Annotated in this window: 10 protein-coding genes and 1 pseudogene; 6 read left to right on the plus strand and 5 right to left on the minus strand. The window is 74.7% G+C overall.

From position 1 onward, the window contains the following. Positions 1–120: 120 nt before the first annotated feature. Positions 121–1,584, minus strand: coding sequence for an aldehyde dehydrogenase family protein (locus KKZ08_RS05220; RefSeq protein ID WP_223773318.1), 1,464 nt, complete (start codon positions 1,582–1,584; stop codon positions 121–123). Next, the gene (locus KKZ08_RS05225; RefSeq protein WP_223773319.1) at positions 1,581–2,795 is read right to left on the minus strand and encodes a M20 family metallopeptidase; all 1,215 of its coding nucleotides are present in this window, start codon (positions 2,793–2,795) and stop codon (positions 1,581–1,583) included. Before KKZ08_RS05225 ends, KKZ08_RS05220 begins: the two co-directional genes overlap by 4 nt. A gap of 189 nt (positions 2,796–2,984) precedes the next feature. Here KKZ08_RS05225 and KKZ08_RS05230 point away from each other — a divergent pair, with 189 nt between their 5' ends. Next, positions 2,985–3,761: a FadR/GntR family transcriptional regulator gene (locus KKZ08_RS05230; RefSeq protein ID WP_223773320.1), complete on the plus strand. Its 777-nt coding sequence runs from the start codon at positions 2,985–2,987 to the stop codon at positions 3,759–3,761. A 152-nt stretch (positions 3,762–3,913) separates the two neighbouring features. Here the strand turns inward: KKZ08_RS05230 and KKZ08_RS05235 are convergent, their stop codons facing one another. Then, on the minus strand, positions 3,914–4,450 hold the full coding sequence (locus KKZ08_RS05235) for a MarR family transcriptional regulator (RefSeq protein ID WP_223773321.1): 537 nt from the start codon (positions 4,448–4,450) through the stop codon (positions 3,914–3,916). Beyond that, positions 4,447–6,181 (minus strand): annotated as a pseudogene (locus KKZ08_RS05240) (FUSC family protein). Before KKZ08_RS05240 ends, KKZ08_RS05235 begins: the two are co-directional and overlap by 4 nt. A 173-nt stretch (positions 6,182–6,354) precedes the next feature. On the opposite strand from KKZ08_RS05240, the gene KKZ08_RS05245 reads away from it, so the two are divergent. After that, positions 6,355–6,915 carry a DUF5134 domain-containing protein gene (locus KKZ08_RS05245; RefSeq protein ID WP_223773322.1) on the plus strand — a complete coding sequence of 187 codons (561 nt, stop codon included), beginning with the start codon at positions 6,355–6,357 and terminating at the stop codon, positions 6,913–6,915. 324 nt (positions 6,916–7,239) lie between these two features. Here the strand turns inward: KKZ08_RS05245 and KKZ08_RS05250 are convergent, their stop codons facing one another. Further along, the gene (locus tag KKZ08_RS05250) at positions 7,240–7,881 is read right to left on the minus strand and encodes an HAD family hydrolase (protein WP_223773323.1); all 642 of its coding nucleotides are present in this window, start codon (positions 7,879–7,881) and stop codon (positions 7,240–7,242) included. Positions 7,882–8,093: 212 nt separating this feature from the next. On the opposite strand from KKZ08_RS05250, the gene KKZ08_RS05255 reads away from it, so the two are divergent. The 4 genes from KKZ08_RS05255 to KKZ08_RS05270 all read left to right on the plus strand — a co-directional run bounded on the left by KKZ08_RS05255 (position 8,094) and on the right by KKZ08_RS05270 (position 12,120). Then, complete coding sequence (locus KKZ08_RS05255) at positions 8,094–9,029, plus strand: M56 family metallopeptidase (RefSeq protein WP_223773324.1); 936 nt, start codon at positions 8,094–8,096, stop codon at positions 9,027–9,029. A 102-nt stretch (positions 9,030–9,131) separates the two neighbouring features. Then, positions 9,132–9,821 (plus strand): phosphatase PAP2 family protein, encoded by a 690-nt coding sequence (locus tag KKZ08_RS05260; RefSeq protein WP_223773325.1) that lies wholly within the window; start codon positions 9,132–9,134, stop codon positions 9,819–9,821. Positions 9,822–10,609: 788 nt separating this feature from the next. Beyond that, positions 10,610–11,305, plus strand: a complete 696-nt coding sequence (locus tag KKZ08_RS05265) for an HAD-IA family hydrolase (RefSeq protein ID WP_223773326.1) — start codon at positions 10,610–10,612, stop codon at positions 11,303–11,305. A 155-nt stretch (positions 11,306–11,460) separates the two neighbouring features. Further along, positions 11,461–12,120, plus strand: a complete 660-nt coding sequence (locus tag KKZ08_RS05270) for a TetR/AcrR family transcriptional regulator (protein ID WP_223773327.1) — start codon at positions 11,461–11,463, stop codon at positions 12,118–12,120. Positions 12,121–12,190 lie beyond the last annotated feature (70 nt).

Consider the following 12,190-nt stretch of genomic DNA (forward strand, 5'->3'; position numbering starts at 1 on the left):
GGGCGGGGCTCCGGGGAAGGCGAGCCACCCGGCAGCACGCACCACCCCCGGGAACGCCAACCACCCAGCAGCACCGACCACCCAGGAACGCGGCCCCCCCGCCAAGACGAGCCACCGTGCTCAAGGGCGGACGACCGCCATCCGCGTCACCGTCAGTTCCTCGATCGCGAAGCGTGGGCCCTCGCGGCCGATGCCCGAGTTCTTGACGCCGCCGTAGGGGGCGATGTCGCTGCGGTAGCCCGGGACCTCGTTGATCACGACGCCGCCCGCCTCCAGTTCCTCCACCGCGCGGAAGGCGGCGCCCAGGTCACGGGTGAAGACCGCCGCGTGCAGTCCGTAGCGGCCGGCGTTGACGACCTCGTACGCCGTGTCCAGGTCCGGCACCGAGCGCAGGCAGACCACCGGGCCGAAGATCTCCTCGTCCCACGCGGGCTGACCGTCCGGTACGTCCGCGAGCAGCGTCGGGGTCAGGACGCGGCCCTCGCGGACGCCACCGGCGACCACCCGGGCGCCCGCGTCACGCGCCCGGCCGAGCCAGGCGGCGACCCGCTCGGTGGCCGCCTCGTCGATGAGCGCGGAGACCCGCGTCGCCGGATCGCGGGGGTCGCCGACGGCCACCGTCCGCAGCCGTTCCTCGATCTTCTCCTCCAGGACGTCGGCGACCGCCGCGACGGCGACGACTCGCTGGACGGAGATGCAGGCCTGCCCGGACGCGTAGTACCCGCCGCGCACCACCGCGTCCGCGGCGGCGTCGAGATCGGCGTCGGCGGCCACGACGAGCGCGGCGTTGGAGCCCAGCTCCAGGACGACCTTGCGGGGCGCGGCGTCGCGCGCGATGCGGTGGCCGACGGCCGCCGAGCCGGTGAAGGAGACCGCGGCGACCTCGGGGTGCGTGGTGAGGGCGCGGCCCACCTCCGCGTCCCCGGTGACCAGTTGGACCGCCCCGACCGGCGCCTCCGCGGCGGCGAGACGCTCCCGGACGAGGTGGACGAGGCGCAGGGTGGCCAGCGGCGTCGCCGGCGCGGGCTTGATGATCACCGGGCAGCCCGCGGCGAGCGCCGGCGCGATCTTGTGGGAGGCCAGCAGCACGGGGTAGTTGAAGCCCGCGATGCCGACGACGACGCCGACGGGCCGCCGGGTCCAGAACCCGAAGAGCCCCTCGCCGGACGGCTGGATGTCCAGCGGCACGGTCTCGCCGTGCAGATGGGCCACCTCGTCGGCGGCGGCCTGCCAGGTGGCGACGGTCCGCAGCATCTCGATGTCGCAGTCCACGCGCGGCTTGCCGGTCTCCAGGACCAGCAGCTCCACGAGTTCGGGCAGCGCGTCCGTGAGCGCCGCCGCCACATCGCCGAGCACCTGGCGCCGCGTGTGGGCGGGCAGGGCGCCGACCGGCTTGCGCAGACCGGCCGCGTGCTCGACGGCCTGCCGGGCGAGCGTCTCGTCGCCGACGGGCGCCCGGGCGATCTCGCTGCCGTCGTACGGGAAGACGACGGCACGGTGGCCGGGCGCCGGGACCCAGATGTCGCCGACCGGCAGCCCGTCCGGGAGGCGGGGGGCGTACGCAGGGGGCGGGTGCGTCGTCACCGGGCGCCCCCGGTCAGGAAGGCTCGTGCCGCCGCCGCGTACACGTGTGCGTACTCGCCGATCTCGCGCACCTCGACGTACTCGTCCTTCTGGTGCGCGATCCATTTGCCGCCGGGGCCGTAGACGACCGTGGGCAGGCCCGCGTCACGGGTGAGGATCGTGCCGTCCGTGGTGCCGGGGACGGCTCCGAAGGGCGGCGCCTCACCGTGGACGAGCCGGTGCCCTTCCACCAGGGCGCTCACCACCGGGTGGTCCTCGGGGATCTCGACGGCCGGCCGGTCGTCGACCACGGTCAGCGCGATGTCGACGCCGGCCTCGGCGGCCGCCGCGCGCGCCGACTCCCCTACGCGGGCGATGAGTTCGGCGTGGTCCGTGCCGGGGACGGTGCGCACGTCGACGCCGACGACGCCGTGCGCGGGGATGACGTTGAGCTGGTCGGGGTCGCCGCCGAGCAGCACGGTCGGGGTGACGGTCACGCGGCCCGCGTGCGGGTGCGTGCCGTAGCGCTCCTCGGCCCAGGTCTGGACGCCGGCGAGCGCCTGCACGACGCGGGCTCCCGCCACGATCGGGCTCCTGGCCTCCTGGGGCATCGCGCCGTGCGCCATCACGCCGTGCAGATCGAGCCGCAGCCGGATGCCGCCGCGGGCGGAGGTGCACACCTCGTACCCCTCGGGCTCGCACACGATGACTGCGTCGACGCTCCGGGCGAGCGCGGAGGCGGCGAACGCCTTGGCGCCGAGCATCAGCCCTTCCTCGTCGCACAGCACGCCCACGACGATCCGGCCGGGGAAGGGCCCGGCGAGCTGGAGGGCGCGTACGGCGTAGATCATCGCGGCGACGCCGGACTTCATGTCGGCGGCGCCGCGCCCCCAGATCCTGCCGTCGCGGAGCACCGCCCCGTACGGATCCACGCTCCAGTCGGCCGGATCGCCCTCGGTGACGACATCGATGTGCCCCTCGAACATCAGGGTCGGCCCGTCGCCGCCCCCGCCCTCGACGACGGCCACGGTGTTGGGCCGCCCCGGGGCGATCTCCACGACGTCGTACGTCCATCCGAACGCGGCGAAGAGGCGTTGCACGAGGAGCGCGGCGGGCTGCTCGACCTCGGCGGCTCCGGCGGCGTTGACGGTGCGCAGCCGCACCAGGTCCTGGGTGAGGGCGACGGCCGCGTCGGTGTCGACGGCGGGGACGGTCGGGGGTGCGGTGGCCATGGAGAACCTCCAAGTCGTCCGGCTGACCGCGGACCGCGTGGTCGACCGTCGGCGCCCGGAGGGGAAGGCACACGTCGAGCGGTCAGCTGGTCAGACCAGTTGAATTCCGGTACTCTGCCCCCACGTTCAGCCCGGGGTCAACCATCAGATCTTGGTCGGCTCGCACCGACCAGCCACCGTGGAGGGGCCATGGCCGCCGACGAGGATCTCTTCCGGCCCGTACCGCCCGTGCGGGCCTACCAGCGCGTGGCGGAGCAGATCGAGGAGCGCATCCTCAGCGGTGAACTCCCGCCGGGCGCGCGGCTTCCCGGGGAGCGTGAGCTCGTCCAGCGGTTCGGCGTCGGCCGCTCCACGGTCCGCGAGGCGCTGCGCGTGCTCCAGTCGACGGGGCTGATCCGCTCCCGCCCCGGTGATCCGCTGGGCGCCGAGGTGCTCGGCGTCTCGCCCGACAACCTCAGCCAGGCGCTCGGCCGCCTCACCCGCTCCGGCATCACCTCGCTCGGCGAACTGGTGCAGTTCCGCATGGTGTTGGACGCCGAGAGCAATCGCCTCGCCGCGCGCCTGCGCACCGCGGAGGACCTCGTACGGATGCGGGAGCAGATCGCCCGCATGGAGGCGCTCGGCGCGGCACCCTCGGAGCTGCGCGCGTTCAGCGAGGCCGACGCGCTCTTCCACCGCGCGATAGCGGAGGCGAGCCGCAACGCCCTGCTCGGCCTCTGTGCCCGCGCCGTGCACGAGGCGGTCGTCGAGGTCATCGAGAGGAAGATCGCGGCGGTGGCGGACCCGGCGGCCTGGACGAGCCGTTCGATCGCCCACCACCGCGACGTCCTCGCCGCCATCGAGGCGGGCGACAGCGCACGCGCGGCCAGGCTGGGCCGCACGGCGCTGCACGAGTACTACGCGGATCAGGTGGAGCCGGAGACGAGGGAACTGCTGGCGGCGGCGGTGGCGGTGGCGGACGACTGAGGTCCGCGGTCCGGCGCGCGCAGCGCCAAGCGACGGGACCCGATGCCCACATCGTGGTTCAGCCGAACCACCGGAACCACCCGAACGCCCGAATCACCCGAACGCCTGAGCCACCCGAACGCCTGAACCGCCCGGCCCGCCTCGGCCCCGCCTCAGCCCCGCCGCACCCCGAGCCGCCCCTCCAGCTGGGCCAGCAACTCCCCGAGCAAACCGCTGAGTCGGCCCTGCACATCCGTGTCGAGCACGGAGAGCACCACCGTCTCGTAGGCGAGCTGTTCCGGCAGGATCGCGTCGACCAGCTCGCGCCCGGCGTCGGTGAGGCGGACGTGGGCGACCCGGCGGTCGCGGGCGTCGGCCCGGCGGTCGACCAGCTGCCGTTCCTGGAGCTGCTTGAGCCGCTTGGTGACCGCCGCCCCCGAGGAGAACGTCTCGCGGGCCAGCTCACCGGGTGTCAGCTCGTGCCCGGTGCGGCGCAGCGCGCCCAGCAGGTCGAACTCGGCGCGGGTCAGGCCGGCCCTGCGCAGCGGCGCGTCCTCGGCCTGCTGGAGGAGGGCCGCGCAGCGGTTGATGCGGCCGATCACCTCCATCGGCCCGGTGTCGATGTCGGGGCGCACGGCCTGCCACTGCCGTACCACCGCGGCCACGGTGTCCCCGCCGGGACCCGTCACCGGACCGTTCTCTGCTCTCATGCTCGTGCGCCCTCCCAGGCGTCGGCGGCCCTTTCGCCGGACCGCGTCCCCTGACCGCTCCGACCGCTCTGACGACGGACTGTCGCCGCGAGCGTACGGTGTCCGGCGCGCTCGGCCGCGATCACCCGCTGTTCGGGCAGGGCGCGCTGCCACCATTCCCCGGCGGCCGCGTCGGCGGCGGCGCGCAGGTCGACGAGGGCAGCGGTGAGCTGCCGGGCGGGTTCGACCGCGCCGCCCGTTCCCGCGAGGTTACCGGCCCGCTCCCGGGCCCGCTCCACGGCCGCCACGGCCTCCTCGATCCGGTCGGCGGCGCGCCGGTTGGTGACGAGGACGGCGGCCGCGACGCCGAGCACGGCGCCGACGAGGGTGTCCACGACACGGTCCAGGATCAGCTCACCGGGCTGCTGGAACCGCGCGAACTCCGTCACGAGCAGCGCCATCGGGGTCACGCACACGCTGCCCAGCCAGTAGTTCCGGCTGATCAGGGCCTCGGCGCCGAAGGCGAGGGCGAGGCAGCTGACGATGAGTTCCGCGTGGCCGAGGTGGGCGAAGGGCGCGATGGCGGCGAAGGCGAGCACCCCGACGAGGTTGCCGACCACGCGCTGCACGCCCCGGTTCCAGGTGAGCGTGACGTTGGCCTGGTAGAGGGAGGCGGCGGTGACCAGGGACCAGTAGGGGCGGCCGATGCCGAGCGCGAGCGATCCGTACCCGGCGAGCGCGCAGCCGAGCGCGGTGCGCAGCGCGATGGGCAGCAGCGGGGAGCCGGGCGTGAGCCGACGCCACAGCGGCACCGCGGGCCCGGCGAGTTCGGCGGCGACGCCGAGGAGTTCGTCGCGCTCACCGGGGCGTACGTCGCTGGGGCGCGGGACGGCGCCTGTGCCGCAGCCCGGCCGCCCAGGAGCGCAGGGCGGCGGGGTCGGCGGTGGCGGGTGAGCGAGGGCCTCTTCGGCGCGGACGACGAGGCGGGCCAGGGCGCGCCGGGCCTCGGCGCCCGGCCCCGGTGGCGAGCAGCGACTGCCAGGCGGCGTGCACGGCACCGGCCGCGGCGGCGCGGGCCTGTTCGGCGGCGGCCCCGGCGTCCGTACCGTCGGCGTCTTCGGCGACTTCGGCGTACGCGGCGGCCGCACGGAGGGCGCGGGCGGTGGCCCGGCGCTCGGGGCCGTGCGGGCGCACCAGGGCGGGCGCCATGCCGACCAGCCAGGCCACGGCTCCCCCGGCGAGCGTGAGCGCGAGGTGGCCCGGCACCTGCCCGAGGCTCTGCGGGGCGAAGAGCGTGGCCGAGCTGATGAAGGTGAAGATCAGGTGCCCGGGCGGCCCGATGCGGGTCGCGTCGCACAGCGTCTTCTGCGCGGCGGCGAGCACCGCGCCGACGGCGACGAGGACCGCGGCGGAGCCGGTCAGCGAGGCCGTGACCAGGGCGACGGCCACCCCGGCGGACATCCCGGCGACGACCCAGGCCAGGGCACGCGCCCTGGCGGCGTACGGAAGGTGGTGGGCGTACAGGGCGCAGAACGAACCGGCCATCGTGTACATCACGAGGTCGAGCCGCCCGAGGGCGAGCAGGATCAGGTTCGGCAGCGCGTTGGCGACGACCACGCTGCACGCGGGCTTGAACCAGATGTCGGACGGCTTGCCCGGGCGCAGCACCCCGGCGAGCGGAAGCCTGCGGACGCGGGCGGGGCGCGGGGCGGGACCGGAAGCGGGATGCGGGGATGGCGGAGTACTGCTCATACCTAAAACCTTAACAAGTGTTTTACCTGGAAACGATCCTTCCTGGGGCCGCCGAGCCCCCCTGCGCTCCCCGTGCACCCCCGTGCGCTCGCGTACGGCCGCGCGGCCCCGGGCATCGACCCGACGACGACGCGACAAGGCCCCGACAACACCTCGGCAGGGGGAGGTACGCGGTGCACGGACCGGTGCAAGCCGCCTGGCTGCTCGTCGCACTGTGCGCGGTGAGCGGTTCGTACTGTCTGCTGCGGATGCGCAGCCGGATCGAGGAGCAGCGCCGCACCGCGGGCGGCGAGGCGCTCATGGGCTTCGGGATGGCGGTGATGGCCGTGCCCGCGGCCGCCGTCGCCCTGCCGCGCTGGGCCTGGCTGGGCTACGCGGCGGTGTTCGGGACGGCGACGCTGCACGCGCTGTGGGCGGCGCGCGCGAGCCGCCACCATCTCCACCACCTCGTCGGCGCGTTCGCGATGGTCTACATGTCGGCGGCGATGATCACGACGCCGGGCGCGCACGCGGGTCACGGGGGCGCGGGCCTGCCCCCGCTGACCGGCGCCCTCCTTCTCTACTTCGCCGGATACGTCCTGTGGTCCGGTGCCCGGCTCGCTCCCTCGGGGCCGCTCGCGGCGGGCCGGGGCGGCGGCTCGGCGGTCCTCGGCTGGGGGGACCGGCCCGAGCTGGCGCTGGCGTGCAGGCTGTCGATGGGCATCGGCATGCTGGCCATGCTGCTGACGCTCTAGCCGCGGCGCCGCCCGGAGCGTGCGCGCAGCTGTCCTGCATGGGTTTTTGCCTGGGTTTTTCAAGGCACGCCCGAAAAGGATGGCCCCGCACGTCTGTAGTCCACGTCTGTAGATCATGGTGGACGGGATCGTGGGCCCGGACACCTGGAAGTGCCTGCACCCGGATCAGGCCCCGAACCCGAAGTACAAGGCAGGGGTGTGGCCCGTCGACCAGCCGATGCCGTCGAGCGGCGCGGACGTGCGTCAGCCCCGACGGGAGTCTCGTCGGGGCTGCTGTGTACGGAATTGCTCGCCCGCCCAGGACATCACCTGCCCGGCACGGCCTCAGTGGGCGATCAGCGCGGCCAGTACGGTGAGGTTGTCGATCTGCCAGTCCGCCGCCTCGGCCACGGCCGGGTCGTCCGCCCACAGGTGTCCCCACGGGCCGCGGCGGATGTGCGCGGTCCGCAGCCCGGCCTGCTTCGCGGGGAAGACGTCGTGCGCGGGATGGTCGCCGACGTAGAGCGTCTCGCGGGGCCCGGCCTGGGCCACTTCGAGCACGCGCGCGAAGAAGGCGGGGTCCGGCTTCGCCACGCCCCAGTCACCCGCGGTGACCACCAGGTCGGCGGGCAGGTCGAGGTCGCGCAGGAGTTCGGCGGCGCGCGAGGACTCGTTGCCCGCGATGATGACGCGGACCCCGAGCTTGTGGAGGCCGCCGAGAGCGGGCCGTACGTCGGGGTAGAGATCGGCCTCGCCGAGATGCTCGCCCCGTCCCGCCGCCTCGCGCGCGTGATGGGCCGAGGCGATGTCCATGTCCGGGCTGATCAGGCGCAGAGCGTCGGGGCCGTCCCCGCCCTGCGCCACGACGGCGCCGACGAGCGCGGAGACGGTGTGCCGCGGCACCTGCAGCCAGTCCGCCCAAGAGGCCCAGTAGCGGTCGTCTTTGGTGAGGGTCTCCCCCACGTCGAACACGATGGTCTCGATCATCGTCCGACACTACGGCGTCCCGCCTTCCGCACGCGGGCGCCACTCGGCGGGCGGCGCGGAGCGAACCGATCAAGCCCCCTTTCGTACGCGACTTTCGTACACGCCTGTCGTACGCGCCTTTCGTACCCGACGTCCGCGCGCCGGCCGTGGCATCCGTCACTTGAGGAGGCAGCCCATACCCTTGGCAGCCGGGCCCTCATAGGCTGGGCGGCATGATGGTCCCCGTCGCGCTGTTGCTGCTGGGCGCCCTGACCGCAGTCCTCGCCCCGCGGATGCTCGCGCGGGCCGACTGGCCGGAGCGCGAACCCGTGGTCGCGCTATGGGTCTGGCAGTGCGTGGTGGCGGGTGTCCTGCTCTGCTGCGCGCTCTCGATGACGCTGAGCGCGGCCGCCGCGTGGCAGGCCGTGCGGGGCCACCTCTTCGCGCCGGCCCCGCACGCCGTGGTCGAGGCGTACGCCCTCCAGGCGCCGGGGCCCTGGGCCGCGGCCACGGCCGTGACGCTGGCCTGCGGCGGCGTGTGGACCGCGGCGATGCTGACGCGGGAGATCGCGCTGGCCCGGATCCGCCGGTCCGGCCGCCGGGCCGAACTCCTCGTGCGCGCCCCCCTGTTGCCCGGCGAGGAGCCGGGCGCCGACCGTCTCGTCGTCCTGGAGGGTGAGCGCCCGGACGCCTGGTGGCTGCCGGGCCAGGCGCCCCAACTGGTCATCACCACGGCCGCGTTGCGTCGCCTCAAGGGACGCCAGCTCGATGCCGTGCTCGCCCACGAGCAGGGGCACGCGCAGGCGCGGCACGACTGGCTGCTGCACTGCTCGGGCGCGCTGGCCGCAGGGTTTCCGCAGGTCCGGGTCTTCGCGGCGTTCCGCGACGAGATGCACCGCCTGGTGGAGCTGGCCGCCGACGACGTGGCCTCGCGCCGCTTCGGCCGGCTGACCATCGCGCTCGCCCTGGTCGAACTGAACGAGGACCGCGGTGTCTTCGGCCCCTGCCCGACGCCGCAGGCGCACGTCCCGCAGCGCGTCAAGCGGCTGCTCTCCGCCCGCCCGCGCCTCACCGCGGGCCGCAGGCTCCGTCTGACGGCGACCGCGGCGCTGGTGCCGGTGATCCCCGTTCTGGTCACGTTCGTACCGGGCCTGCGCGCCCTGGGCTAGGTCCGTTTCCTGCGTGGCGGCCCTGTTCCGCGGCGACGGCGAGGCGCCGCGCCGCGTGCCCCGGGATGGCCTTCCGCCCACTCCGTCGGCGAGGATCGCTGCATGTACCCCGCACCACTGGACTCCCCGACCCGACCGGCCGCCCACCGGGCGGCGCTCGCCGCCGTGTTGTTCGGCGTCCCCTCCGTGCTGCTGCTCCTCCTGGTGGAGTTCGAGTGGGGCCCGCTGATCTCGCTGGATGAGGACATCTCGCGCACCACGCACCGCTGGGCGGTGGCCGACCCGGGCGTCACCCGGGCGAGCCGCATCCTCACCGACTGGGTGTGGGACCCCTGGACGATGCGCGCGCTGTGCGCGGTGGTGGTGATCTGGCTCGCCGTGCGCGGCGCCCGGTGGCTCGCGCTGTGGCTCGCGGGGACCTGCCTGGTGGCATCCGCGGTGCAGCAGTCGCTGAAGGCCGCGGTGGACCGTCCCCGCCCGGTGTGGCCGGACCCGGTGGACTCCGCGCACTACGCGGCGTTCCCCTCGGGCCACGCGATGACGGCGGCGGTCGTCTGCGGCCTGCTCCTGTGGCTGATGCGGCTGCACGGCGCGGGCCGGGCACCGTGGCGGGCGGCCGTGGCGCTCGCGGTGCTGTCCGTGGCGGGCGTGGGCCTGACCCGCGTCTGGCTCGGCGTCCACTGGCCCACGGACGTCCTCGGCGGCTGGCTGCTCGGCGCGCTGACGGTGGCCCTGGCCGTCGCGACCTACACCCGCGGCCCCGGCAGCCGTACGGACCGATGGACCGCGTAACACTTACGAACACGGCAGGTACGCCGCGCCGAAGCGGGCGGCCCTGGCAGGCCTCGGCCCCGCCCACGTCCGGCTCGGCGTGCACTAGCCCACAGACATCCTCGGCGGCTGGCTGCTCGGCGCGCTGGCAGTAACTCTGGCCGTCGCGACATATACCTTCGGGCCCAGCACGGGCCCGGCGCCGTGGCGGGGCGGCCCTGGCAGGCCTCGGCCCGACCCGCGTCCGGCTCGGCGTGCACTGGCCCACAGAATCCTCGGCAGCTGCCTGCTCGGCACGCTCACGGTGACCCTGGCCGCCGCAACGCACACCCACGGACCCGGCAGCCGTACGGAACCACGGATCACGTGACACGTACGAACGCGGCGCGGACCCCGGCGCCGAAGAGGGCGGCCCTGGCAGGCCTCGGCCCGACCCGCGTCCGGCTCGGCGTGCACTGGCCCACAGAATCCTCGGCAGCTGCCTGCTCGGCACGCTCACGGTGGCCCTGGCCGCCGCGCCCCACCCCCACGGCCCCGGCGCCGCGACGGACGGCCCTGGCAGGCGTCGGCCCCACCCGCGCCCGGCCCTGCGTCCACTGGCCCACAGACATCCTCGGCCGCTGACTGCACGGCACGCCGACAGTGGCCCTGGCCGTCACGACACACACCCACGGGCCCGGCAGCCATGCCGACCGCCGGGCCTCTCAGGGATGCCGCCCGTCGCCACGCCGTCCCCATCAGGCCACCACCGGGCGCACGCCCCGAACCGCACTTGACCGCCCGTCGGCCGCTCCCGGAGGATCCTGCCCATGACGATCAAGGGCGTGCTCTTCGATTTCTCCGGGACGCTGTTCCGCGTCGAACCCACCGAGGCCTGGCTGCGCGCCGTGCTCGACGACCTCGAAGTCCCGCTCGGCGAGGGGGAGTCGGCGCGGACCGCCGCCGCCCTGGAGCGGGCGGGAGCGCTGCCCGGCGGGGCCGCGCCGGTGGCGGTGCCCGCGCACCTCTCCGAGCTGTGGGCGGTCCGCGACCAGTCCGCCGAGTTGCACCGCGCCGCGTATACGGGCCTTGCCCGCGAGGTGCCCCTGCCCGACCCACGGCTGTACGACGCGCTGTACTCGCGGCACATGGCCCCGCAGGCGTGGCGCCCCTACGACGACGCGGCGGAAGTCCTCGCGGAACTGCGCGAGCGGGGCGTCAAGGTGGGCGTGGTCAGCAACATCGGGTGGGACCTGCGGCCCGTCTTCCGTTTCCATGGCCTCGACCCGTACGTCGACACGTACGTCCTGTCCTACGAACACGGCATCCAGAAGCCCGACCCGCGCCTGTTCGCGCTGGCCCTTGAGGCGCTCGGGACCGATCCCCGCGACGCCCTGATGGTCGGCGACGACCGGCGGGCCGACGGCGGCGCGGCCGGCCTGGGCTGCGCGGTGCACTTCGTCGACCACCTGCCGGCCGACCGGCGCCCGGACGCGCTGCGGCCGGTGCTCGGCCTCGTCGGCTGAGCCGTGGGACGCCCGAACCACCTGTGAGCAGGCAACACTCCCCCGCGGTGTTGCCTGCCCCAGGCCGGCCCGGCCCGTGCGGGACCCCATGAAGGCCCTCTCACGAGACCAGCTGAGTATATTGGCTCAGAGCCAGTCAACGCAGGAGTTACAGAATGTCCCCGCGTAGCCCATCGGTCAATGAAGAGCTGCGCAGGCGTTCCCGCGAGCGGCTGCTGCAAGCCACGGTGGAACTGGTGGCCGAGCGCGGCTACGAGGCCACGACCCTCGGCGACATCGCCGACCGGGCGGGCGCGGCCCGCGGCCTGGTCTCGTACTACTTCCCCGGCAAGCGCCAGCTGCTCCAGTCGGCCGTGCACCGGCTGATGCACCGCACCCTGGCGGCCGCCCTGGAGCGGGAGCCGAGCCCCGCCGGCGGTGTGGACGGTGCGGAGCGCCTGGCACGGGCCATCGACGCGATCCTGGGCCTCGCCCGCGACGAGCCGCTGCTCATGCGCACGCACATGGCGGGCATCCTCCAGGCGGAGGGCTTCGTGCAGTGCCCGGAGCAGCAGCGCCTCGCCGAACTGCTGCGGGACACCGTGGCGCGGTACGGATCGGGCGACGTCGACACGGACTATCCGCTGCTGCGCGCGCTGCTGATGGGCGCGGTCTTCGCCCTGCTCATCCCGGGTGCGCCGATGCCGCAGGCGACCCTGCGGGCCGAGCTCTTCCAGCGGTACGAACTGGACTGGAAGCTGGGCGTCCCGCCCTGCGGCGCACCGCCCGAGAGGATGTCCGGCTGCCTGCCGGCGCGGCCTCCCGGACCGGAGTAGCGGGGCGGGCACGGGAGGCGGGCGGCGCGCCGCAGGCATGGCCGGAAAGCGACGGTGAGCCCGAGGGCCG

It is taken from the genome of Streptomyces sp. 135 (genome assembly GCF_020026305.1).
In the GTDB taxonomy this organism is placed as follows: domain Bacteria; phylum Actinomycetota; class Actinomycetes; order Streptomycetales; family Streptomycetaceae; genus Streptomyces.